The 20,759-nt window shown below is 72.4% G+C and carries 27 protein-coding genes and 1 pseudogene; 17 read left to right on the forward strand and 11 right to left on the reverse strand.

All coding sequences use genetic code 11. The features are described from left to right. Positions 1 to 125 precede the first annotated feature (125 nt). Positions 126 to 524, reverse strand: coding sequence for a VOC family protein (locus OG295_RS36110; protein ID WP_371680890.1), 399 nt, complete (start codon positions 522 to 524; stop codon positions 126 to 128). Positions 525 to 617: 93 nt separating this feature from the next. Between OG295_RS36110 and OG295_RS36115 the strand changes: the two genes are divergently transcribed. Together OG295_RS36115 and OG295_RS36120 are read left to right on the forward strand one after the other, a co-directional pair. After that, positions 618 to 1,616 (forward strand): helix-turn-helix transcriptional regulator, encoded by a 999-nt coding sequence (locus OG295_RS36115; RefSeq protein ID WP_371680891.1) that lies wholly within the window; start codon positions 618 to 620, stop codon positions 1,614 to 1,616. 89 nt (positions 1,617 to 1,705) lie between these two features. Next, the gene (locus tag OG295_RS36120; RefSeq protein ID WP_371680892.1) at positions 1,706 to 2,617 is read left to right on the forward strand and encodes an ADP-ribosylglycohydrolase family protein; all 912 of its coding nucleotides are present in this window, start codon (positions 1,706 to 1,708) and stop codon (positions 2,615 to 2,617) included. A gap of 68 nt (positions 2,618 to 2,685) precedes the next feature. Here the strand turns inward: OG295_RS36120 and OG295_RS36125 are convergent, their stop codons facing one another. Together OG295_RS36125 and OG295_RS36130 are read right to left on the reverse strand one after the other, a co-directional pair. Continuing rightward, positions 2,686 to 2,895 carry a CDGSH iron-sulfur domain-containing protein gene (locus OG295_RS36125; protein ID WP_371680893.1) on the reverse strand — a complete coding sequence of 70 codons (210 nt, stop codon included), beginning with the start codon at positions 2,893 to 2,895 and terminating at the stop codon, positions 2,686 to 2,688. A gap of 127 nt (positions 2,896 to 3,022) precedes the next feature. Beyond that, positions 3,023 to 3,697, reverse strand: coding sequence for a HemK2/MTQ2 family protein methyltransferase (locus OG295_RS36130; RefSeq protein WP_371681412.1), 675 nt, complete (start codon positions 3,695 to 3,697; stop codon positions 3,023 to 3,025). Between the two features lie 231 nt (positions 3,698 to 3,928). Here OG295_RS36130 and OG295_RS36135 point away from each other — a divergent pair, with 231 nt between their 5' ends. After that, entirely contained in the window at positions 3,929 to 5,113 is a 1,185-nt protein-coding gene (locus tag OG295_RS36135; RefSeq protein WP_371680894.1) for a zinc-dependent alcohol dehydrogenase, read from the forward strand. Positions 5,114 to 5,131: 18 nt separating this feature from the next. Beyond that, entirely contained in the window at positions 5,132 to 7,309 is a 2,178-nt protein-coding gene (locus OG295_RS36140; protein WP_371680895.1) for a catalase, read from the forward strand. A 155-nt stretch (positions 7,310 to 7,464) separates the two neighbouring features. Here the strand turns inward: OG295_RS36140 and OG295_RS36145 are convergent, their stop codons facing one another. Further along, positions 7,465 to 7,758, reverse strand: coding sequence for a hypothetical protein (locus OG295_RS36145; RefSeq protein WP_371680896.1), 294 nt, complete (start codon positions 7,756 to 7,758; stop codon positions 7,465 to 7,467). 415 nt (positions 7,759 to 8,173) lie between these two features. Here OG295_RS36145 and OG295_RS36150 point away from each other — a divergent pair, with 415 nt between their 5' ends. The 6 genes from OG295_RS36150 (at position 8,174) to OG295_RS36175 (ending at position 11,428) form a co-directional block, all read left to right on the forward strand. Continuing rightward, positions 8,174 to 8,779, forward strand: coding sequence for a hypothetical protein (locus OG295_RS36150; protein ID WP_371680897.1), 606 nt, complete (start codon positions 8,174 to 8,176; stop codon positions 8,777 to 8,779). Further along, on the forward strand, positions 8,776 to 9,843 hold the full coding sequence (locus tag OG295_RS36155; protein ID WP_371680898.1) for an NAD-dependent epimerase/dehydratase family protein: 1,068 nt from the start codon (positions 8,776 to 8,778) through the stop codon (positions 9,841 to 9,843). Before OG295_RS36150 ends, OG295_RS36155 begins: the two co-directional genes overlap by 4 nt. A 133-nt stretch (positions 9,844 to 9,976) precedes the next feature. After that, positions 9,977 to 10,264, forward strand: coding sequence for a hypothetical protein (locus tag OG295_RS36160; RefSeq protein WP_371680899.1), 288 nt, complete (start codon positions 9,977 to 9,979; stop codon positions 10,262 to 10,264). After that, positions 10,212 to 10,472, forward strand: a complete 261-nt coding sequence (locus OG295_RS36165) for a hypothetical protein (protein WP_371680900.1) — start codon at positions 10,212 to 10,214, stop codon at positions 10,470 to 10,472. Before OG295_RS36160 ends, OG295_RS36165 begins: the two co-directional genes overlap by 53 nt. Further along, on the forward strand, positions 10,469 to 11,230 hold the full coding sequence (locus OG295_RS36170; protein ID WP_371680901.1) for a metallophosphoesterase: 762 nt from the start codon (positions 10,469 to 10,471) through the stop codon (positions 11,228 to 11,230). The genes OG295_RS36165 and OG295_RS36170 overlap by 4 nt, the downstream gene beginning before the upstream one ends. Positions 11,231 to 11,242: 12 nt before the next feature. Then, positions 11,243 to 11,428, forward strand: coding sequence for a hypothetical protein (locus tag OG295_RS36175; RefSeq protein ID WP_371680902.1), 186 nt, complete (start codon positions 11,243 to 11,245; stop codon positions 11,426 to 11,428). Between the two features lie 34 nt (positions 11,429 to 11,462). Here the strand turns inward: OG295_RS36175 and OG295_RS36180 are convergent, their stop codons facing one another. Together OG295_RS36180 and OG295_RS36185 are read right to left on the reverse strand one after the other, a co-directional pair. Further along, positions 11,463 to 11,651, reverse strand: coding sequence for a DUF6381 family protein (locus OG295_RS36180; protein ID WP_371680903.1), 189 nt, complete (start codon positions 11,649 to 11,651; stop codon positions 11,463 to 11,465). Positions 11,652 to 11,747: 96 nt separating this feature from the next. Continuing rightward, positions 11,748 to 12,584 carry a ribonuclease BN gene (locus tag OG295_RS36185; RefSeq protein ID WP_371680904.1) on the reverse strand — a complete coding sequence of 279 codons (837 nt, stop codon included), beginning with the start codon at positions 12,582 to 12,584 and terminating at the stop codon, positions 11,748 to 11,750. Positions 12,585 to 12,750: 166 nt separating this feature from the next. Here OG295_RS36185 and OG295_RS36190 point away from each other — a divergent pair, with 166 nt between their 5' ends. Both OG295_RS36190 and OG295_RS36195 read left to right on the forward strand, forming a co-directional pair. After that, positions 12,751 to 12,912: a hydrophobic protein gene (locus OG295_RS36190; protein WP_285543404.1), complete on the forward strand. Its 162-nt coding sequence runs from the start codon at positions 12,751 to 12,753 to the stop codon at positions 12,910 to 12,912. Between the two features lie 91 nt (positions 12,913 to 13,003). Further along, positions 13,004 to 13,537: a type 1 glutamine amidotransferase domain-containing protein gene (locus OG295_RS36195; RefSeq protein WP_371680905.1), complete on the forward strand. Its 534-nt coding sequence runs from the start codon at positions 13,004 to 13,006 to the stop codon at positions 13,535 to 13,537. A 56-nt stretch (positions 13,538 to 13,593) separates the two neighbouring features. Here OG295_RS36195 and OG295_RS36200 read toward each other — a convergent pair whose 3' ends face one another. After that, positions 13,594 to 14,616, reverse strand: a complete 1,023-nt coding sequence (locus OG295_RS36200; protein WP_371680906.1) for an iron-containing redox enzyme family protein — start codon at positions 14,614 to 14,616, stop codon at positions 13,594 to 13,596. Positions 14,617 to 14,849: 233 nt separating this feature from the next. On the opposite strand from OG295_RS36200, the gene OG295_RS36205 reads away from it, so the two are divergent. Both OG295_RS36205 and OG295_RS36210 read left to right on the forward strand, forming a co-directional pair. Further along, positions 14,850 to 15,071, forward strand: coding sequence for a hypothetical protein (locus tag OG295_RS36205; protein WP_371680907.1), 222 nt, complete (start codon positions 14,850 to 14,852; stop codon positions 15,069 to 15,071). After that, the gene (locus OG295_RS36210) at positions 15,068 to 15,739 is read left to right on the forward strand and encodes an HAD family hydrolase (protein ID WP_371680908.1); all 672 of its coding nucleotides are present in this window, start codon (positions 15,068 to 15,070) and stop codon (positions 15,737 to 15,739) included. Before OG295_RS36205 ends, OG295_RS36210 begins: the two co-directional genes overlap by 4 nt. Before the next feature lie 66 nt (positions 15,740 to 15,805). Here the strand turns inward: OG295_RS36210 and OG295_RS36215 are convergent, their stop codons facing one another. The 4 genes from OG295_RS36215 to OG295_RS36230 all read right to left on the reverse strand — a co-directional run bounded on the left by OG295_RS36215 (position 15,806) and on the right by OG295_RS36230 (position 18,280). Further along, positions 15,806 to 16,393 carry a hypothetical protein gene (locus tag OG295_RS36215; RefSeq protein WP_371680909.1) on the reverse strand — a complete coding sequence of 196 codons (588 nt, stop codon included), beginning with the start codon at positions 16,391 to 16,393 and terminating at the stop codon, positions 15,806 to 15,808. 387 nt (positions 16,394 to 16,780) lie between these two features. Next, entirely contained in the window at positions 16,781 to 17,149 is a 369-nt protein-coding gene (locus OG295_RS36220) for a PRC-barrel domain-containing protein (protein ID WP_371680911.1), read from the reverse strand. 200 nt (positions 17,150 to 17,349) lie between these two features. After that, positions 17,350 to 17,511 carry a hydrophobic protein gene (locus tag OG295_RS36225; RefSeq protein WP_283450316.1) on the reverse strand — a complete coding sequence of 54 codons (162 nt, stop codon included), beginning with the start codon at positions 17,509 to 17,511 and terminating at the stop codon, positions 17,350 to 17,352. Between the two features lie 187 nt (positions 17,512 to 17,698). Then, entirely contained in the window at positions 17,699 to 18,280 is a 582-nt protein-coding gene (locus OG295_RS36230) for a DUF2231 domain-containing protein (protein ID WP_371680912.1), read from the reverse strand. A 169-nt stretch (positions 18,281 to 18,449) separates the two neighbouring features. On the opposite strand from OG295_RS36230, the gene OG295_RS36235 reads away from it, so the two are divergent. The 3 genes and pseudogenes from OG295_RS36235 to OG295_RS36245 form a co-directional block, all read left to right on the forward strand. After that, positions 18,450 to 19,235 (forward strand): class I SAM-dependent methyltransferase, encoded by a 786-nt coding sequence (locus tag OG295_RS36235; RefSeq protein WP_371680913.1) that lies wholly within the window; start codon positions 18,450 to 18,452, stop codon positions 19,233 to 19,235. 429 nt (positions 19,236 to 19,664) lie between these two features. Further along, positions 19,665 to 20,354, forward strand: coding sequence for a hypothetical protein (locus OG295_RS36240; protein WP_371680914.1), 690 nt, complete (start codon positions 19,665 to 19,667; stop codon positions 20,352 to 20,354). Between the two features lie 40 nt (positions 20,355 to 20,394). Further along, positions 20,395 to 20,709: pseudogene (locus OG295_RS36245) on the forward strand (metalloregulator ArsR/SmtB family transcription factor); the annotation flags it as partial. Positions 20,710 to 20,759 lie beyond the last annotated feature (50 nt).

Here is a 20,759-nt window from a genome sequence, read left to right on the forward strand (position 1 = left end):
CGCCCCACTGGTCGGGGCCGGGGCGAATCGCCACGATCCGGCCCCGACCCTTCGCGAACGCGAAACGCGTACCGCACTCAGCGCTTGCGCCGCCCGACGGGAGGCGGCCGTCCGCCGTACTGCTCTCAGCGAGCGAACTTCTCGATGGCGGCCGGCGTGACCGGGGTGAAGAAGTTGACGAGGTTGCCGTCGGGGTCGCGGAAGAGGAGCGAGCGGTTGCCCCAGGGCATCGTGGTGGGCTCGTTGACGAAGTCCTCCACGAAACCGCTCAGGTTCTCGTGTACGCCGTCCACGTCGTCGACGAGGAATTCGAGGATGACGCTGTGGTTGTCGGCCGGGCGGGCGGAGCCGGGGGCGAAGAGGGGGACCGTACGGGTGCTGCCGATCGCGAGAGTGGCCGAGGCGGTCCTGAGCTCCGCGAAGTCTTCGTTGGCCCAGGTGGCGGACACCTTGGTGGCGCGCTCGTAGAAGTCGACGAGGCGGGCGATGTCGCCCGTGATGATGCGGATGGAGGCGAAGTCCACGGATGTTCTCCTCTGGCTGGTCGGTGCTGATGACCGCACGCTACGACCAATACCGGGCGGAACCCGCCCGGTATCTGCGGGAGACTTCTCGGTATGCCCCGCCCCCTCGCCCGTGTCCTGACCTTGCTGGAGCTTCTCCAGTCGGGCGGTATCCGTACCGTGCCCGAACTCGCCGATCGGCTGGCCGTCGACGAACGCACCGTACGGCGCTACGCACAGCAGCTCGTCGACCTCGACGTGCCCGTCGAGTCGGTGCGCGGCCGTTACGGCGGCTACCGGCTCGCCCCCGGATACCGCATGCCCCCGCTCATGCTGAGCGACGACGAAGCGCTCGCCGTGCTGCTCGGCCTGGTCGCCGCTCGCCGATCGGGCCTGACGACGGCCACGGACACGGCGAGCGAGACGGCTGCGGCGAAGATCCGGCGAGTACTGCCCGAACGGCTGCGCCGCAGGCTCGATGCCGTGCTCGCCTCGCTCGCCTTCGCGGATCCGCCCGGCAGGGCGGGCGCGGCCCCGGAACCCGCCGTCCTCCTCCCGGTGGCCGATGCCGTGCACCACCACCGGCCGGTCTCGATCCGGTACACCGCGGGCGACGGCCGGCGCAGCGAGCGCACCCTGCACCCGTACGGGGTCGTCGCCCACTCGGGCCGGTGGTACGTGACGGCAGCGGACCTCTCGGCGGGTGAGGACCGGACCTTCAGGCTGGATCGCATCACCAGCGCGAGGATCTTGCCCGGTTCGTTCGAACCGCCCGCCGGAATCGATCCGGCCGAGCGCGTCCTGACAGCGCTCGCCACGGTTCCGTACCGGCATGAGGTGACCCTGCGCGTCCAGGGGACGAACGCGCAGGTCCACCCCCGACTGCCCGTCGGCATCGCCCTCGTGACGGAACTCCCTTCCCCGGCCGGCGCAGGCCCGGGGACCGAGGCCTGGTGCCGTGTCGAACTGCGCGTGGAACGGCTCGACTGGCTGCCCGCCGTACTCTCCTCGATGGACCGGCCCTTCGTCATCGAACGCCCGCAGGAGCTCCGCGGCCTCGTCGAGGCCTTCGCCGAACGGCTCGCGGACTCCGCCCGGCGAAACCCGGGGTGATGCACGGCAGAGCCCGTGGGGCGTCAGCAGGAAGGCCGCCGAACCGAAATCGCGGTGCCGGGACGTCGGTGCCTGGTCATACTGGGCCGATGATCAAACTGCCTGCCGCCGCGCTCGACTCGTTGTCCGGTCTCGCCTTCGGTGATGCCTTCGGCGACCGCTGGTTCGGGATCCTGCGCCGCGAGGGCCTGGCGGCCCTGGAGGCACGGATCCTGCCCCCGGAGGCGCTGTGGGAGTGGACTGACGACACCGCCCAGGCGCTCGTACTCCTGCGGGAACTCGCCGGGGGCGGCGGGGCCGTCGACCAGGACCGCTTCGCCCTGCGGCTCGCCGAGGCTTACACCGACGACACGCACCGCGGCTACGGAGCCTCGATGCACGACGTGCTCCGCCGGATCGGCGCGGGCGAAGCCTGGCAGGAAGTGGTCGCCGGTCAGTTCGGCGGCCAGGGCTCCTGGGGCAACGGTTCCGCCATGCGCGTGGCCCCCCTCGGTGCCTGGCTCGCCGAAGACCTGGAGGCCGTTGCCGAGCAGGCGGCCCGGCAGAGCGAGGTCTCGCACCACCACCCGGAAGCCGTCGCCGGCGCGGTGGCGGTCGCCGTGGCAGCGGCGCTGGCCACCCGCAGCCGGGGCGGGGCCGCCCCGGCGAGGCCGGACTTCCTCTGGTCCGTCGCCGAGCGGATCCCCGTCGGTGACGTCCGCTCCGGGGTCCGGACGGCGGCCCGGATGCCGCAGCACACATCGGTCCGGCACGCGGCGGAGGTCCTGGGCTCCGGTTACCGGATGTCCGCTCCCGACACCGTCCCCTACGCCCTCTGGTGCGCGGCGGGCCACCTCGACGACCTGCACGAGGGCCTGTGGTCCACCGTCACCGGACGCGGCGACATCGACACCACCTGCGCCATCGCGGGCGGGGTCATCGCGGCGCGCACGGGCGTCGCGTCCCTCCCGGCGGCCTGGCACGAAGCCCGCGAACCGCTGCCCCCGATCGTGTACGCATAGCAACTCGTCCGGTGGGACCGGCGCCGTGTGCACTGGGCCCCACACCGCCCACTGGGCCCACACCCCGATCAAGACCCCTTCTCCCCGCGCGCCGACGCCCCTCTGAGGGCCGCGCCCTCGCGGGGGCGGTGGCTGGTGTCGCACCAGGGGTAGGCACGGCTGCGGCGGCAGGTGCACACGGCGACCATGAACCGGTCCGACCGGGCGATGGTTCCGTCGTCCAGGACGATCTCGACCGGGCCCTCCACCAACACCGGTCCGGCGCGGTCCACGGACACCCGCCGGGCGCATGGAGCGCTGTCGGCGGGCACCCGAGGTGCGCGGCCGGGTTCAGAGATGCCGGGTTCAGAGATGCCGGGTTCAGAGATGCCGGGTTCAGAGATGCCGGGTTCAGAGATGCCGGGTTCAGAGGTGCCGGGCACGGACGACCACCAGCTCTTCCCGTTCGTCGCCGTCGTCCCGTGTCAGGCCCTGCTCCCGGAGCCAGGCCCGGCGGGAACGCAGCACGGGCCCCCAGGGCACCCATGCCCGCTCCGTGACCTCGGCGGACAGTCCCTGCCGTGCCAGGAGCTCAAGGGTCTCCCACACCCCGCACATCCCCGAGTGCACCATCAGGAGGACCCCTCCGGGGCGCAGCAGGGCCGGTGCCGCGGTGCAGATCCGGTCGATGACAGCCCGTCCGTCCCTGCCCGCGTCCCAGGCGCGCCGGGCCCCGCCGGTCGGCACCCGCGCGTCCGGGCAGGGGACGTAGGGCGGGTTGGCCAGGACCAGGTCGAAACGCCGGCCCCGGGTCCGGGCGGCGAAGTCGCCGTGCAGGACGCGCAGCCGCAGCCGCCAGCGCCATCCGTTCAGCCGGGCGGCCAGCACGGCGGGCCATGCCACGTCGACCGCGGTGACCTCGGCGCCCCTGACCGCCGCGTGCAGGGCGATCGCGCCGGTTCCCGTACCGATCTCGATGACTTCCGCACCCGAGCGCAGCGGCTCCCGAGCGAGGGCGCCGGCGAGCAGCGCGGTGTCGGCCTGCGGCCGGTACACGCCCGGAAGCGCGATCAGGCGGGGCAGGGGATCGCTGTACGTCAAGGCAGTGCTCGGCACGGGGTTCCTCCTGACCGGCCCCGGAAACGGCGGGCCGCGAGGGGCTGAGAGGCGATCACGGGCGGCGCCTACCCACGATCCCGTCGGCGTGAACATCGGGGTCCGCGGGCCGCCCCCGCGGCAAAAGGCCCTCCGTTCCCGGTTCGGCCGCACCGAGGGGGGCAGGCGCCGAAGGGAACGCAGGACCTCGGCGGCGACAGACGGTGAGGAGACGTGATGAGGGCACTTACCTGGCACGGCAAGCGGGACGTACGCGTCGACACCGTCCCGGACCCTGCCGTCCGCGCTGCCGACGACGTGGTCATCAGGGTGACGACCACCGGCCTGTGCGGCTCCGACCTGCATCTCTACGAGGTACTCGGCGCCTTCCTCGACGCCGGTGACATCCTCGGCCACGAACCGATGGGCGTCGTGGTGGAGGCCGGCCCCGCCGTCACGGGCCTCGGACCGGGCGACCGCGTCGTGATCCCCTTCAACATCTCGTGCGGAACGTGCTTCATGTGCGAACGGGGCCTGCACTCGCAGTGCGAGACCACGCAGGTCCACGAGCACGGCACCGGCGCCTCGCTCTTCGGCTACACGAAGCTCTACGGCCAAGTGCCGGGCGGCCAGGCCCAGTACCTGCGCGTCCCGTTCGGGAACACCCTCCCCATCCCGGTGCCGGAAGGGCCGTCCGACGACCGCTTCGTCTACCTGTCCGACGTCCTGCCCACCGCGTGGCAGGCGGTCGAGTACGCGGACGTCCCGCCCGGCGGCAGCGTCGCCGTACTGGGCCTCGGCCCCATCGGGGACATGAGCTGCCGCATCGCCGCCCACCGCGGCGCGGGAACCGTCATCGGCGTCGACCTCGTCCCCGAACGACTGGAGCGGGCCCGTGGACGCGGCGTCCACACCCTCGACGTCCAGGAGTGCGGCGACGACCTGACCGACGCGGTGCGCGCGCTCACCTGCGGACGGGGCCCCGACGCCGTCATCGACGCCGTGGGGATGGAAGCGCACGGCAGCCGCTTCGCCGCCGTGGCGCAGGGAATGACCACGTTCCTGCCGGACAGGCTCGCCGCCGCGCTGACGATGCGCGTCGGAGTCGACCGGCTCGCCGCGCTCCACACCGCGATCGGCCTCGTCCGGCGCGGCGGCACCGTCTCCGTGTCGGGCGTGTACGGCGGCGCGGCCGACCCCCTGCCCCTGCTCACCATGTTCGACAAGCAGCTCCGACTGCGCATGGGCCAGGCCAACGTCCACCGCTGGGTCGGCGACATCCTCCCCCTCCTCACCGACGGGGACCCCCTCGGCGTGGACGACTTCGCCACGCACCGCATGCCGCTCGAAGAGGCGCCGGCCGCCTACGAGATGTTCCAGAAGAAGCACGACGGCGTCGTCAAGGTGCTCTTCACCCCCTGATGGACACGCCACCCCCCGATGGACACGGCGCGTGAACGAACACGGCGCCCACCCGGACTGCCCCTGGGAGGAACGATGACGACAGGAAACTCCGAAGCGACGCCCGAAACGCCCGACGGCGGCCCCCCGGCGCGGAGCGGCGGCCACCTGACGACGGCGCAGGGGGCTCGGCTGTACGAGAGCGACCACGCGCTGAAGGCCGGTGCACGCGGACCGGTGCTGATCCAGGACCACCATCTGCGCGAGAAGATCACCCACTTCGACCACGAACGGATCCCGGAACGGGTGGTGCACGCGCGTGGCGCCGCCGCCCACGGCGTCTTCCAGGGGTACGGAACCGCCGGCGAGGTCTGCAAGGCCGCCTTCCTGGCGAAGGACGCCGAGACACCGGTGTTCGTCCGCTTCTCCACCGTCCTCGGATCCCGGGGCTCGGCGGACACCGTACGCGACACCCGCGGGTTCGCCACCAAGTTCTACACCGGCGAGGGCACCTTCGACCTGGTGGGCAACAACATCCCGGTGTTCTTCATCCAGGACGCGCTCAAGTTCCCCGACGTCGTCCACGCGGCCAAGCCGCACCCGGACCGGGAGATCCCGCAGGCGCAGAGCGCCCACGACACCTTCTGGGACTTCGTGTCCCTGCACACCGAGGCCACCCACCACACCCTGTGGAACATGTCCGACCGCGGCATCCCCCGTTCCTACCGGATGATGGAGGGCTTCGGCGTCCACACCTTCCGCCTGGTCAACACCGCCGGTGAGACCGCGCTGGTGAAGTTCCACTGGAAGCCCAGGCTGGGCGTGCACTCGCTGGTCTGGGAGGAGGCCCAGCTGATCTGCGGCATGGACCCGGACTTCCACCGCCGGGACCTCGCCGAGGCCATCGACGCGGGCGCCTTCCCGCAGTGGGAGCTGGGCATCCAGGTCTTCCCCGACACCCCGGACCAGACGTTCGAAGGCGTGGACCTCCTGGACCCCACCAAGATCGTTCCGGAGGAACGGGCCCCGGTGCAGCCCATCGGCCTGCTGACCCTGAACGCCAACCCGGACAACTACTTCGCGGAGACCGAGCAGGTGGCCTTCCACCCCGGCCACCTCGTTCCGGGCATCGACGTCACTGACGACCCGCTGCTCGCGGGGCGGCTCTTCTCCTACCTCGACACCCAGATCAGCCGGCTCGGCGGCCCGAACTTCGGTCAGCTCCCGGTCAACCGGCCGCACGCCCCCGTCGACGACATGCTCCGTGACGGCATGCACCAGAGCGCCGTGCACACCGGAGTGGCACCGTACCGGCCCAACAGCCTGGAGGGCGGCTGCCCCTTCCTGGCCGGAGCCGACACGGGTGCGTACATCGAGGCGCCCGTCCGGGTGCCCGAGGCGAGCAAGGTCCGTGAGGCGTCCGCCTCCTTCTCGGACCACTTCACACAGCCGCGGCTCTTCTGGCTGAGCATGACCCCGACGGAGCGCGAACACATCATCGCCGCGTACACCTTCGAACTGAACAAGTGCGTCGAGCAGCCGGTCAAGGAGCGCGCTCTCGCCGTGCTGGCGAACATCGATCCCCGGTTGTGCCGGCACGTCGCCGAGGGCCTCGGCCTGCCGGTGCCGAAGGCGACCGTTCCACTCGTCGCCGCGGACGCCAGTCCGGCGCTGTCGCAGATGGGCGGAAGCTGGCCGACGGACGGCCGTGTGGTCGGGATCGTCGCCGACGGGAGCACCGACCCGGACGGGGTACGCGCCGCCCGGCAGGCCGTCCTGGACGCGGACATGGTGCCGCTGATCATCGCACCGGCGGGTGGCACGCTCGACGCGGACGGCGATCCCGTCGAGGTCCAGCGGACCTTCGCCACGGCCCGGTCCGTCGAGTTCGACGCCGTCCTGACCGCCGGGGCACCCGCACCGGCCGCCGACGCCCACGGGGCGCGGGACGCCAAGGCCGGGAACACCGGCAACACGGGCGGCGCCGGGAAGGCGGCCCCCGACCCGAGGGTCGTGCTCCTGCTCGCCGAGGCCTACCGGCACGGCAAGGCGGTCGGCGGATGGAGCGGCGCGGAGACCGTACTCGAAGCCGCGGGCATCGCACCGCCGGAGGGGCCGGGCGTCATCGTGAGCGACAGCGCTACGGAGGCGGTGCGGGAGGCCGCCGAGGCCCTGGCGGGACACCGGGCCTGGGACAGGTTCCCGCCCGCGCCCTGACGGCCCACGCCCGGCCGGGCGGGCCTGCGCCGACGGCCCGAACAGCGGCCCGCACACCTGACCCGTACGGCGAAGGCCCCGGTTCGCGGGGCCTTCGTCGTCGATCGCCCACCAGTGGCGCCCGTGAGCTTGAGGACCGGCCGGTCGGCCGGTCCTCAGTCGGGCTCGCTCGCGATGCGCAGGGCCAGCTCCTGCAGGACCTCCTCGGTGGACGTCTCGGGGCCCATCTCCTCATAGGCGTCCGCCAGCACCTCGAACGCCAGGATGAAGCCGTTGATCAGCGAATTGACAGGTCCCGACACCTGTTGCAGCACGGACAGGCCGATCTCCGCCGCGTCCGCCTCGACGGGCACCGTGAACCGGTCGGGCGTGACCTCGCCCAGCAGCTCGGAGACGTAGTCCGCCCCGACGCCGCCGCGCAGGCCCACCAGCGCCGCGATCGCCTTCAACCTCGCGTCGTCCCCCGTCATGGCGCGGACCCGTTTCGCCCGGCCGGTCGGTCGTCAGTCATGGGTGGGCACCTGCCCGGCTTCCCCGGTTTCATGCCGTCCCCAGGGAACCCGCCCGATCCCCGGGTTTGTACCGGGTGTCCGGGGGCACGCGCCAACCGAACCCCGGAGGACCCAGGGCAGGGCCCCCAAGGGCGGTCCGGCCTGACGTCCACGCGGCCATCCGGCCGACAGTCCCCCCGGGCGGCACACGAGGTCACGACGGAGCGGCACACGAGGTCACGACGGAAGAGCCCCGCGGGGCCATGGCGCATGACCCAGCGCTGCACGACCGGGCCTGCACGAGCGGGCCCGGTCCGAGCACACCGTTCCCGCCGCGCAACCGCTGCCGGCCACCTAGCGGATCGGACATGCCATGAACACCCACACCATCGGCTCGCGAGTACGAGCGCGCACCCTTTCCCCGCCGGACCCGCAGCGCCTCGTGGCGATCTATCTCAACGACCACCTCGCGGGCGCCGGAAGCGGTGTCTCTCTGATCCGCCGCATGGCCAGGACGCACCGACGCACGCCCGCGGGGCCGCCCCTGGCCGAGCTCGCCCAGGAGATCGCCGAGGACCGGGAGAGCCTGCGCGAGTTCATGACCGCCCTCGACGTGCCCGCGCAGTGGCCGAGGGTCGCAGCGGGCCGCATGGGAGAGAAGGCGGCCAGGCTCAAGCTCAACGGGAGACTGGTGAAGCGGTCACCCCTGAGCGACGTCCTCGAACTGGAAGCCATGCGTCTCGGGGTGGAAGGCAAGGCGTCGATGTGGCGCTCGCTCAGGGTCCTCGCGGTCACGGACCCCCGTCTGGACCTGGCCGCCTTCGACCGGCTCCTGGCTCGCGCGGGGCGGCAGTCGTCCGTACTGGAGGCCCTGCGGGTCGAGGCGGCCGGGCGCACCTTCACCACCCCGGACCCGGCCCCCGCCCGGGGGAGGTCATTCCGCCACGGCGTGGGCGGAAGGGCCCGGTGGGCGTCATGAGGGTCGTCGTCACCGGAGCCACCGGCAACGCGGGCATCAGCGTGGTCCGCGCCCTGGCCGCCGACCGTACGGTCACCGACGTGCTCGGCGTCGCCCGCCGGCTGCCGCACCTCCGCATCCCCGGCGTGCGCTGGGCCGCCGCGGACGTCGACCCCGGCCACGACGGGCTGACCGAGCTCTTCGCGGGCGCGGACGCCCTCGTCCACCTCGCCTGGAAGTTCCAGCCCACCCACGATCCCGTCGCGACCTGGCAGACCAACGTGCTCGGCAGCATCAGGGTCTTCGAGGCCTGCGCCCGGGCCGGGGTGCGGGTGCTGGTGCACGCCTCGTCGGTGGGCGCGTACTCGCCGGGCCCCGCCGACGGACGCCCCGTCGACGAGTCCTGGCCCACCCACGGCTGGCCGGGCGCCGCCTACACCCGCGAGAAGGCCTACCTGGAGCGCTACCTGGACGGTTTCCAGCTCGCCCACCCCGGCATGCGGCTGGTGCGGATGCGGCCGGCGTTCCTCTTCCAGGAGGAGTCGGCGAGCGAGCAGCGCCGGATCTTCGCCGGCCCGCTCCTGCCGTGGCGCCTCATCCGGCCGGGCCTGCTGCCCGCGCTCCCCGCCGTGTCCGGCCTGCGTTTCCAGGCCCTGCACACCGACGACGCCGCCGAGGCCTACCGCGCAGCCGTCGTACGCCCGGTCCACGGCCCGTTCAACCTGGTGGCCGACCCCGTGCTGGACACCACCGCCATCGCCGACATCCTGCACACCCGCACGGTGCCGCTGCCCGCGGGCGCCGCCCGCGCCGCACTCGCCGCGGCCTGGCGCATGCACCTGGTACCGGCCGCCCCCGGACTCCTCGACGCCGTGCTGCGGCTGCCCCTGCTCGACGCCGGGCGGGCCCGCGAGGAACTGGGCTGGGCTCCGGCGGCGACCGCCACCGAGGCCGTCGCGGAGTTCTTCGAAGGCCTCCACCGGGGAGCCGGGACCGGCACCCCGCCCCTGGCCCCCGCGGGAGCGGGCGCGGGCGGAGGCGGGGGAGCGGGCGGAGGCGGCAGATCCGCCCCTCCGGGGAGGTGAGCCGTGAGTCATCGACGCCCCCGAGGACTGGCTGATCAAGGGCCGTGACGGCGAGGAGGAGATCGACCTCATCCTGGACCTCGCCGGCAGACCCGTCGCCCGGGAGCTCCTCCAGCGCGCGGACGTCCGCGCCGTGGACTCCGTACACATGCCGGTCCTCGCCCCGACCGACCTCATGGACAGCCGCCTGACCGCCCTGTGCGAGCACTACTGCGACTTCGCCGAACTGCTCCCCATGGCCCGCATGCTCCGCGAACGCATCGACTGGGGCCTCCTCGACCGCCGCCACCGCGACCAGCCCCTGCCCGACGCCTTCCTCTACCTCCTCGAACGCCTGCGGGTGATCGAGCCCCGAAAGCAGGCACGCCATGACGACGCACCACCCCACGCAGCCCGAGTACCGGGCCCAGCACCTACGTGACCGGCTCGCGCACGAGGACATCGCCGAACTCGGGGTCCGCGTCGAGCTGCGCGGCCACACGGTCCTCGTCTGGGGACCGGTCTCCACCCCGGACTGCCGCGAGACGGTCCTGCGGATGGCCGCCGAGGCCCTGCACCCGCTGGCGTGGCGCCATGACCTGACCGTCGTCAGCGCACGTCCGCCCGACCGCGAGGAGGACCTGCCGTGATCCGCGTGGCGGCCGTGGGGGACATCCACCTGGCGCCGGGCGGCGAGGGGACCCTGCGACCCGCCTTCGAGACCCTCGGTGACCACGCGGACCTGCTCCTCCTCGCCGGTGACCTCACCCGCCACGGGTCCCCGCAGGAGGCCGCCGTCGTCGCCGGTGAGGTCTGCGGCCTGCCCGTGCCCGTCCTGGCCGTCCTCGGCAACCACGACCACCACGGCGACCGGCCGCGGGAGGTCACCGCCGTCCTCGCCGCGGCCGGGGTCACCGTCCTCGAAGGCGAAGCTGCCATCCTCGACCTCCACGGCACCACCGTGGGCGTGGCGGGGGCCAAGGGGTTCGGCGGAGGGTACGCCGGCCGCTGCGGCAGCGACTTCGGCGAACCGGAGATGAAGGCCTTCATGAGGCACTCCCGTACGTGTGCCGACGGGCTGCGCCGCGCGCTCACCGACCTGGCCCAGGCCGGCACCGCCCTGCGGATCGCCCTGACCCACTACTCGCCGGTCCCGGACACCCTGGCCGGAGAGCCCCCCGAGATCCACCCGTTCCTCGGCAGCTACCTCCTGGCCGAGGCCATCGACGAGATCGGCGCCGACCTCGCCGTCCACGGACACGCCCACCTGGGCACCGAGCACGGGATGACGGCCGGCGGGGTCAGGGTCCGCAACGTGGCCATGCCCGTCATCGACCGGGCGCGCCGTGTACCACCTCACTCCCCGGCCGCCCGGGCCGCAGGGAGCCCCGTTCCACGAGATCCGTGAGGAGCAGTTGCCATGAAGGGTATGGAACACAAGCGCCAGGAGCCCGGCATCGGCCGCGAGGAGCAGGTGCAGGAGCACCCCGGCCCGGACCCGGTACACCCCGAGGCCGGCAAGCCGGTGCCCGGCAGGACCCCCGAGGAGCTGCGGCGGAGGCAGGAGCGGGCCATGACCCACGAGGACGACGTCGACGCGGAATGACGGCCGAGCCCCCCCCGCACCAACGGGCCTACGCCTACATGGGATCCATGGTCCCGCTGCCCGGGCCGTTCTGCTGCTCGCTCTTCTCACGGATGCGCAGGGCCTTGTCCCTCAGCCGCTGCCGCTCCGCGGGATCCGTCGCGCGCTGGGCCGCCTGCTCCAGTTCCTGGGCCTTGTCGCGCATCTCCCGGGCTCGTTCGCTCGGCATGCTGTCCTTGCTCATGACCGTCCTCGGGTGGGGTGGGGGAAAGGGTGGACCCCCCAAGCCAAACAGCGCAGGGCCGCGCCCGCCACCGTAGCCGGACCGGTCAGGGAGGCCTCAGCCGTCCTGGTCCGCGGGGCTCGCCCGGCGCAGCAGCTCCTCGTGCAGCAGCCTGCCGACGAGTGCGCCGCCGAACACGACCACGCCGACGCCGAGGAGCCAGGACTGGACCACGAGGACGGTGCCGAACGGGCCGTAGGTGACGGCGCTGGACGCGATCAGCGGGGAGAAGACGAGACGGGAGAAGATCCGCAGACCGAGCAGTCCGAGCATGGTGGCCACCGCGCCGGGCAGCAGGGCCGCCCAGGGAATCCGGCCGGCCAGCAGCAGGCGCTGGGACCACCAGAAGAACAGGATGCCGATCGCGACGGTGACGAACCCGCGGGCGGGGGAGTCGCGCCAGGGCGGGGAGATCGCCGACAGGTAGAGCACCCCGATCAGGACGCCGAGCCACAGCACGTGCCGCCATCTGGCCCACCAACGTGACGGGGGCAGGTCCCAGATGCTCTCGTAGCCGCTCTGCAGAACGGTGCCGAAGGACAGGCCGAACACGGTCAGCAGCGCCAGCCCGAACGCCGTCGTGGTCCGCCAGACCTGCCCGGGCTGGGCGAAGAGCCGCTCGATCTCCAGCCGGGCGGCCGCCGACACGCCGAGCCCGTCCCCGAGCCACTGCGCGAATCCCTGCCCGTTGGCTGTGTCCGCCGCCGAGACGACGATCAGCAGCGGCACCAGCGTCAGGAAGCCGAGGGCGGCGAACCCGAGGGAGCGCTGCCACAGTGCCAGTTCCCGCACGCGCACCCAGCGGCGCCCCGCCCGCGTACGACGGACCACGCTGCGTGCCCGCCCGACGGGTGCCGGCCACCGGTGACCCCCGTGGCCGCTGGAGCTGCTCATGCCTGGCGGCTGTCCCGCACCGGCCGCCCCAAACCCCCGCGGACCCGCGAGCCCCGCGTCGCGCCGAACGAGCGGCGGCCCGGCGGCTGCCCGCCGAGCCCGCCCCTCGCCCGCACCGGCATGGAGCCCGCAGGACCGGGCAGGCGCGGGTCCGGAGGTGGAAACCATGATTGCTCTGCTGCTCGTCCTTCTCCTCGTGCTGCTGCTGTTCGGCGCCGGCTTCGCCATCAAGATCCTGTGGTGGGTCGCCATCGCCGTTCTGGTCATCTGGCTGATCGGGTTCGTCGCGCGCCCCAGCGGCGGCGGTGGCCACTGGTACCGCTGGTAGCGGGACTCCGGGGTCCTACGACCCCGGGTGAGCCCCTCCGCGCAGCCGCGGAGCCCACCCGGATCCTCCCGACACGAAGGACGTGAGTACGGTGCGCATCGCATTCCTGACGGCGATCGAAGGCGTCGAGGAAGTCGAACTGACCGGGCCTTGGAAGGCGGTCCTCGGGGCCGGCTGGACCCCGCGGCTGGTCTCGACGGAGCCGGGTGAGGTCCAGACGATGCGCCACCTGGACAAAGCCGGTACGTACCCGGTCGACCGGGTCCTCACCGGCCGTACGGACGAGAGCTTCGACGCCCTCGTCCTGCCGGGGGGAGTGGCGAATCCCGACGCGCTGCGGATGAACGGCGCCGCCGTCGGCTTCACGCGCGGCTTCTTCGAGGCGGGCCGGCCGGTGGCGGCGATCTGCCATGCGCCCTGGCTGCTGGTGGAGGCCGACGCCGTCCGGGGCCGCACGCTCACGTCCTGGCCCAGCCTGGCCACCGACATCCGCAACGCGGGCGGCACCTGGGTGGACGAGCCGGTCCACGTCTGCCGGGCGGGCGCCGGCACCCTGGTCACCAGCCGCAAGCCGGACGATCTGGAAGCGTTCTGCGAGGCGTTCATGAACGTCTTCGGCGGCTGAAACCGCGCTACCGCGCCACGAGGCCACGCGTGCCGCCCGCCGCCACACGTGACCCGTCACATCGGGGGCGTGCGCAGGGCCGACCGGCCCTCGTCCCAGGCCGTGCGGATGTGGGCGGCCAGCCGGTCCTCCAGCAGGAGCGTCGCCGCGCAGCCGAAGGCGATGTCCGGCTCCAGCGCGGGCTCGTCGGCCAGCAACCCGCCGATGACCTCGTGGCGCACGACCTGTTCGTGGACGGCGTCCGCCTCCACGTGCTCGGCGTAGAAATGTTCGGCGGCCGGGCCCGCCCCGCACCGGCGCATGGCCTTGGCCAGGCGGCGGGACCCGGGGGAGGAGGTGACCTCGACGCACGCGAAGTGACCGACGAGAGCCCCGCGCAACGCACGGTGCAGCCCCAGCAGAGACATCAGGTTGACCGTGGCGAGCAGGGGCGCCGGAGCCCGGTCGAGATAGTGGCCGTAGCCGGGGTCCAGACCGAGGTCGCCCATCAGGTCGGCGAAGAGCCGGGCGTGGATCCGGTCGGCGTGGCCCGCGCCGAACTCGTCGTACTCGATGGCGACCATCGCGGCCTTGGCGCGCCCGGTCAGGCGGGGGATGACCCATGCGTGCGGGTCGGCCTCCCGGAGGTGGTACAGCGACCGCAGGGCCGCGTACTCGCGCAACTGCCACAGCTCGCCCTCCGTCTCCAGGCGGTGACTCAGGCTGCCGCTCGGGTCCACGGGCTCCACGAGGAGCGGGGCGAAGGCCTCCTCCACCGAGCGGGGGGCGTCGGCCAGCTCGCCGCGCAGGGCGTGGAGGAACCGGGTCTCCAGGGCGTTGCGCAGGCGGAGCAGGTCCGGGTCCCATTCGAGGTCGTCGGCGACGCCCTCGAAGCCCCGGTAGTGCAGTTCGTACAAGAGGTGGAGGCCCAGCTGCAGATCCTCGCCCCACGGATCGGCCCGCAGGACGGCGGCGGGCGCGTAGACGGGCGCCCGGCCGGTGCGCAGGGCCTTGACCACGGCCGAGGAAAGCACGCCGCGGCCCTCTACGAGAGCGGGCCCGGATGCCGTGTCTTGCGGACTGCGCAGTGAAGGGATCATGCGCTGCGCCTACCCCGTACCGGAAGCCGTGCACACGCCATTGCCCACCGACATCCGCCCGGTTCGCGTCCCGCCGGCGCCTGGACGACGTCTACGCCTGTGTCAGCCGCGCGATGGACTGCGCACCCGCGACGCGCTGCGACGCCTGCCCGTCGGGTCGGGGGGATCTCAAGCGGTTCCGGGGCCCGCAGGGGTCCGTGTTTCACGGACACGAACGCGGCAAGACGCTACACATGGTGCGAATCGGATGCGCGGTGATGACCGGGCAGCACACCCGGCCCCAGGACGCCGCCGAAGCCGCCCGCCGCGCCGACGACGTGGACGCCGCCGCCGTACAGGCCGTACGCACCCACCCGCAGGCCGGATCCACCGAGGCCGCCCGTCCGGATCGGCGGCGGCCACCAGGGGGAGGGCCCTTCCCCGACCCGCCACCCACGGAGGAGCCGCCGCCATGAACCGCGCCGCACTTTTCGACGTCGACGGTACCCTCACGGACACCAACCACCTCCACATCGCATCCTGGTGGGAAGCGCTGCGCCAGTCCGGGCACCGGGTGGCCACGCACGACATCCACCGGGCGATCGGCCTGCCCGGCGAGGACCTCCTCGACCACCTCCTCGGAGAGGACCGCGACCGCTCGGGCGACGACCGCCTGACCGCCGCCCACGACACGCTGTACGCCACCTACTTCGATCGGCTGCCCGCCCTGGACTCGGCGGCCGACCTGCTGCGGGCGCTGTCGCGGGCCGGCTGGAAGGTGCTGCTGGTCACCTCCGCGAAGGACAGCGAACTGGGCGCCCTGCGCCGGGCCGTCGACGCCGAGGACGCCATCACCGACACCGCCACCTCCGACGACGTGGAACGGGGCAAGCCCGCGCCCGATCCCGTACACCACGCCCTCGAACTGGCCGGGACGCCGTCCGGGCGCGCGGTGTTCGTCGGCGACACGGTATGGGACATGAAGGCTGCCGTCCGGGCCGGTGTGACCGCGGTCGGCCTGCTGTGCGGCGGGATCCCCCGCGGCGACCTGGAGGACGCGGGGGCCGCCGCCGTCTACCGTGACCCGGCCGACCTCCTGGCCGGTCTGGACGACAGCCCGTTCTCCGCGATACGCGCCGCGTGAACGCCTCCGGCAAGGTGCCGCAGAGGGGTTGAGGAGGGAAATGCGGGTCCGGGGCGCGTCGCCGGGTCAGACGGGGGTGTCGGCGAGTTGCGTGAACCCGGGCGCACAGGCGGCGGCGAGGTTGGCGGGGGTGAAGGGGGCACCGCTGGAGGAGGTGCAGACGGCCTGGTGCAGGGTGCCGTTACTGGCGAGGACGGTGACGAAGAGATGGCCGGGGTTTTCCTCGGTTACGGACACGGCGGTGTCGTAGACGCACTGGGGTGCGCCGGGGAGCAGGGCGAGGTTGATCCAGACACCGGGGTTGCGGCTGTCGTTGAGGAAGGCGTGCCCCCGATCGTCGGTCGCGGAGCGGAACACCGTCTCGAACAGCCCGGAGCCGGAGTAGTCGACCACGGTGGAGCTGACGTCGCGGCTCGTGACGCATTTCCCGCCCGCCAGCTGCCCGCTCTGCGGCTCCTTGAGGACTGGCTTGGCCGGGGCCTGCTTGGCCGGGGCCTTCTTCACAGGTGTCTTCTTCTTCCCGGCGTTGTGCTTGGCCGGCACCTTCGGATCGGGCCCGCCGTACGCGACCGCGGACGGGGCCAGGAGCGTTCCGGCCAGCACCACGCCCGATACTGCTGCCACGCCCCGTGCTGCCCAGGGGAGGGTCTTCATGCGGTTCCTCCAACGTCGGTGGGGGCCCGCCCCTGGCGGGCGGGCCTGCCTCCAGAGATGCCGCACCCGCCCATGGCCGGGCACCTGCGCCGTGCTCCCGCGGGGGAGTCGCGGAAGGTGCCGGGAACGGTCGGATCCGGTGGCTGTCCGGCAGCCGTCACCGAACCTGGCACACCAGACCGGTTTCGGATCGCACGCCGGTCCGGGCGTTCACCCGCGCGGGGCCGATCCCGGAACCGAATGGCGGCGACCGGCCGGGCCCGGCCCCCGGCGGTACGCAGCCTGTGCCCCGGCGGCGGCTCGACTGCGGCTCGATTGCCGCCACCCATGACGATGGTCCCGGCACCCATGAAGGTGCCGGGACCATCGTCATCGTGCGGAAGGCGATCAGGCGGGGCGGCCACCGAAGGGGGCGCCGGTGCCGTAGTACGTGCCCAGCTCCTCCCGGTACCCGGCGTCGCCGAGGTGCTTGTCGCGGTGGAACTCGGGAGCGTCCTTGATCTGTTCCTTGGCGCGTTCGACGAAGACCGTCTTCTCCTCGTGGTCGATCCTGACGACCGTGCTCGCCGGCAGCAGGACCTCCTTTCCGAAGATCCACACACCGGTGTCGACGACCAGATAGGCGTCACCGACCTCATCGGAGTGCTTGTCCACCTTGCCGATCCTGCCGTCGGTCGCCTCGACCTTGTATCCGGTCAGGTCCGTACCGGACAGGTGGCCCGAGGCCGGCTGGTAATTCCACACATTCTCAGTCACGCGAAAGACAACTCCTCCGGTCAATGGAGGTCGACGGAGAAAGGAACATCCGCCGGTCCTCCTTGTTCCGTACGTCGTGCTCGGCGGGTTGTGCCGCATCCCGCCTGGGCTTCGTTTGCCCCGTCTTTCAGGCTTCACGCACCCGGGTTGAATACCGGAAGGGTGCGGCCGCCGGTCATGGCAGGTGAGCAGGTCGCCTCCTACCAGCGGTACCAGCGGCCGCTGCCACCTTTCGGACGTGCGACGAAACCGATCAGCCACAAGACCAGGACTGCGATGGCCACCCACCAGAGAATCTTCAGCGCGAAACCCGCACCGAAGAGAATCAGGACCAGCAGCAGAACGAGAAGCAGGGGAACCATGGTTATCAACCTCCGAAGCGCAATCTGCCCGGCGGAACGCAGGACATTCGTGTGGCTCTCGTTTGTTCTCCTCCGTGGAAATCGATCGCGCGCCGGACCGGGCACCGAGTGCAGAACGGCGCCGACGAGGAGCGCGGCCCGGACCGCGAGGAGCAGGCGGTCCGGGTCGGGGAACGCGCCGCGTTCCTCAGGGCGTGGCGTGTGCTCCGACGGCCTGTCGGTAGGCCACGTGCCCGCCGAGCGCACCGCTGACGGCTACGGCAGCCAGCCCACCCAGCGACCACATCCGCCCCTTCGCCCAGCGGCCGCGGAACCGTGCGGTCAGTGACGCGGTATAGCAGGCCACCGCCGCCACGTTGGAGACGGCGTGGGCCAGGCCCACCCTCGCCTGTTCGGGCGGCATGTCCGCCCAGTCCGCCCAGCCGGCCACCGCCGCCGGAGCGACCCCGGCCAGTCCGACGGCGGTCAGGGTGGCCGTCGCGCGCTGTGACCCGGGTACGAAGTCGAGCACCGCGGCCGAGAGCCAGCAGCCGACGGGCACCTGCACCAGCACGGGATGCACGGGATGGCCCAGAGGCCTGCCACGCAGCAGATCACGCATCGAGCCCAGAGGAAGGGAACGGACTCCCCGCTGGAGCGCCCTGATGGCCGGATCGGCCACCGTCGTCCGCTCCAGCCGGTCCAAGGCCGTCAGCCACCATGCCGATGCGGTGTCGACGACCGCCGCCTGTCCGGCCGTGGAAAAGGTATCGGAGGTGTGCGAGTCCATACACGACGCCTACCCGGAACTCCGCTGCCGTCCCGCCCCGCCGCCGAATACGCCCGAACGAACGAACCGATAGGAGAGTTACGGGGCTCCCCTCCGGTGCTTCACGCCCTCCGCGTCGTTGACGCAGCATCATCGCCAGGAGCGTACGTACCGAGGACGGGGCGGGCCGATGTGGGCGACCGGTGAGGCGTATGAGCCGTACGTCGGGCGATGGAGCCGCCTGGTCGCCGACCGGTTCGTCCGCTGGATGGGCGCGTCTCCGGGAGGGAGCTGGCGGGACATCGGGTGCGGCACGGGTGCGGTGACCCGCGCGGTGCTGGACGTCGCCGACCCGGTGTCGGTGGTCGGGATGGACCCGTCGGAGGGCTACGTGGACTACGCCCGCAGGCACATCGCCGACCGGCGGGCGCGGTTCGTCCTGGCCGATGCGGTGGAGCTGCCGTTCGCGGACTCCACGGCGTCGGTCGCGGTGAGCGGGCTCGTACTCAACTTCGTCCCGGACCCGGCACGGGCGGCTGCCGAGATGGCCAGGGTCGTCGTCCCCGGGGGGCGGGTCGGGGTGTACGTGTGGGACTACGGTGAGGGCGGCATGGAGGCCATCCGCGCCTTCTGGGATGCCGCGGTCGCCCTGGACGGGCAGGCGCGGGCACTGGACGAGGCCGTCAGGTTCCCTTTGTGTGCCCGGGGCCCGCTGGTCGAACTGCTCGTCGGAGCAGGACTGGAGGACGTGGAGGTCGAGGAGATCCGGATCCCGACCGGGTTTGCGGACTTCGACGACTACTGGACGCCGTTCCTGGGAGGGCAGGGCCCGGCCCCCGCCTACCTGTCGGGCCTCTCTGAGGGTCGCCGCCTCCAACTCCGCGACCTGCTCCGCACGGCCCTCCCGCGGGCGGCGGACGGCTCGATCCCCCTCCACGCGCGGGCTTGGGCGGCACGGGGGCGCCGAGGCGGGTAGGGGAGCAGTGTTCCGGTGGGCCTGTCGAGGCTGTTGCTGATGCGGAGGAGTTGCGGGACCAGTTCTCGGCGTTGCCGCCCGAGCGGCCGGTCTGCCATCCGGACCGTCCGCTGCGCTGCCACCGTCAGTGCGTCTACGGCCGGATCGTGTTCGACAAGCTCCTGCAGGTGCTGCGGTTCGGCGCTCGCGATGACGCGCGCCCGTCCGCCCGTAGCCGGGACCGGACACAGCATCGGGGCTCCCGCACCCTGTTCCCGGCAGCTCCGTTCCCTATCGGGCGGCCCGATGGCCACTCGGAACCGCCGGTTTCGGAATCTTCAATTCCGGGGACGGTGTCCCAGCATCGCCGTGATGGTCCGCGCGCCATGACGGCGCCCGACACGACAGCCGAGGGAGACCATGGGTTGGCAAGGCGCACGTCGGACGGCCATGTCGGCCGCTCTTGCCGGACTGGCCGCCCTCGGCCTGGCGGCTCCGCCCCCGGTCGCCGCCGCGCCCCGGACCGGAACCGCGCTGTCGTCCGGGAAGGTGGTCGCGGGGCAGGCCGACTCCCCGACGCCGCCTCCGCCCCGCCTTCCCCGCGACTTCCGCGGCAAGGGCAAGTGGATCGTCCGTGACCTGGACATCACGGTGCCGTTCACCTGGGAGGGGAGGGACGGCGACAGCCAGATGACCGCGGGGGGCCCGCAGTACCCGATCTGGTTCACCAACCTGATCTACCACGACACGCTCTACACGCTCACGTACAAGTGGCCGGGTCTGAACGAGCATCCCTGCTCACGCATCCCGGGCTTCAGCCTGGAGGCGCTGAACAAGGGATTCGAGAACGCCAGGTTCGTCGGGCCGGAGACCCTGCGGCGCTCTCCCCGACGGCACGTGAACCACTGGAGGGTGGGCGTGGTCCTCCCGCAACTGCCTCCCGGGAACTACCCCCGCCTGCCGCTCGCGCTGGGCGACATCTACGTCGACGAGGGCGACCGCGGCACCTTCTGGCAGGTGCTGCAGTTCGGTGTCCAGAACCTCTACGACCCCGAGCTGGACGAGTGGCTGGTCATGGACACCTTCGAGCACCGGCCCGGCACCGTGACCCTTCCCCGGCGTTGCGAGCCGCCCCGCTGAGCCTATTTTTGTATTTAGCTAATGTGCTAAGTTCTGCTGCATGAGCACATCAAGCGAAGACGAGGCGGGCGCGTTCCGGGCTCTGGCCGATCCCACGAGGCGTCAGATCCTCGAAGACCTGCGCGGCGGTGAGCTCGCGGCCGGGGAGATCGCGAGCCGGTTCGCGATCAGCGCGCCCTCCATCTCCCGGCACCTCGGGGTGCTCAAGGGGGCGGGCCTGGTCACCGAACGGCGCGACGGCAACCGCATCCTCTACGCGCTGGCCGAGGAGCGCCTGGCCATGCACATCGGACGGTTCCTCAGCGCCGTCTGCCCCGAACAGGTGGTGCTGCGGCACACCAAGTGGCGCAAGGCCGAAGCGAACGAGCCCCCGGCCGCCCCGGCCGGCCCGGCCGCCCCGGCCGC

The organism is Streptomyces sp. NBC_01276 (genome assembly GCF_041435355.1).
Taxonomy (GTDB): domain Bacteria; phylum Actinomycetota; class Actinomycetes; order Streptomycetales; family Streptomycetaceae; genus Streptomyces.

What these genes read in the sequence shown, in the direction of transcription:
- OG295_RS36200 (WP_371680906.1), bottom strand. Translation starts at nt 14,616, where the DNA reads ATGATCCCTTCACTGCGCAGTCCGCAAGACACGGCATCCGGGCCCGCT.
- OG295_RS36210 (WP_371680908.1), top strand. Translation starts at nt 15,068, where the DNA reads ATGAACCGCGCCGCACTTTTCGACGTCGACGGTACCCTCACGGACACC.
- OG295_RS36225 (WP_283450316.1), bottom strand. Translation starts at nt 17,511, where the DNA reads ATGGTTCCCCTGCTTCTCGTTCTGCTGCTGGTCCTGATTCTCTTCGGT.
- OG295_RS36150 (WP_371680897.1), top strand. Translation starts at nt 8,174, where the DNA reads ATGAACACCCACACCATCGGCTCGCGAGTACGAGCGCGCACCCTTTCC.
- OG295_RS36165 (WP_371680900.1), top strand. Translation starts at nt 10,212, where the DNA reads ATGACGACGCACCACCCCACGCAGCCCGAGTACCGGGCCCAGCACCTA.
- OG295_RS36180 (WP_371680903.1), bottom strand. Translation starts at nt 11,651, where the DNA reads ATGAGCAAGGACAGCATGCCGAGCGAACGAGCCCGGGAGATGCGCGAC.
- OG295_RS36230 (WP_371680912.1), bottom strand. Translation starts at nt 18,280, where the DNA reads ATGGACTCGCACACCTCCGATACCTTTTCCACGGCCGGACAGGCGGCG.
- OG295_RS36215 (WP_371680909.1), bottom strand. Translation starts at nt 16,393, where the DNA reads ATGAAGACCCTCCCCTGGGCAGCACGGGGCGTGGCAGCAGTATCGGGC.
- OG295_RS36205 (WP_371680907.1), top strand. Translation starts at nt 14,850, where the DNA reads ATGGTGCGAATCGGATGCGCGGTGATGACCGGGCAGCACACCCGGCCC.
- OG295_RS36140 (WP_371680895.1), top strand. Translation starts at nt 5,132, where the DNA reads ATGGACACGGCGCGTGAACGAACACGGCGCCCACCCGGACTGCCCCTG.
- OG295_RS36175 (WP_371680902.1), top strand. Translation starts at nt 11,243, where the DNA reads ATGAAGGGTATGGAACACAAGCGCCAGGAGCCCGGCATCGGCCGCGAG.
- OG295_RS36235 (WP_371680913.1), top strand. Translation starts at nt 18,450, where the DNA reads ATGTGGGCGACCGGTGAGGCGTATGAGCCGTACGTCGGGCGATGGAGC.
- OG295_RS36185 (WP_371680904.1), bottom strand. Translation starts at nt 12,584, where the DNA reads ATGAGCAGCTCCAGCGGCCACGGGGGTCACCGGTGGCCGGCACCCGTC.
- OG295_RS36190 (WP_285543404.1), top strand. Translation starts at nt 12,751, where the DNA reads ATGATTGCTCTGCTGCTCGTCCTTCTCCTCGTGCTGCTGCTGTTCGGC.
- OG295_RS36135 (WP_371680894.1), top strand. Translation starts at nt 3,929, where the DNA reads ATGAGGGCACTTACCTGGCACGGCAAGCGGGACGTACGCGTCGACACC.
- OG295_RS36155 (WP_371680898.1), top strand. Translation starts at nt 8,776, where the DNA reads ATGAGGGTCGTCGTCACCGGAGCCACCGGCAACGCGGGCATCAGCGTG.
- OG295_RS36115 (WP_371680891.1), top strand. Translation starts at nt 618, where the DNA reads ATGCCCCGCCCCCTCGCCCGTGTCCTGACCTTGCTGGAGCTTCTCCAG.
- OG295_RS36240 (WP_371680914.1), top strand. Translation starts at nt 19,665, where the DNA reads ATGTCGGCCGCTCTTGCCGGACTGGCCGCCCTCGGCCTGGCGGCTCCG.
- OG295_RS36120 (WP_371680892.1), top strand. Translation starts at nt 1,706, where the DNA reads ATGATCAAACTGCCTGCCGCCGCGCTCGACTCGTTGTCCGGTCTCGCC.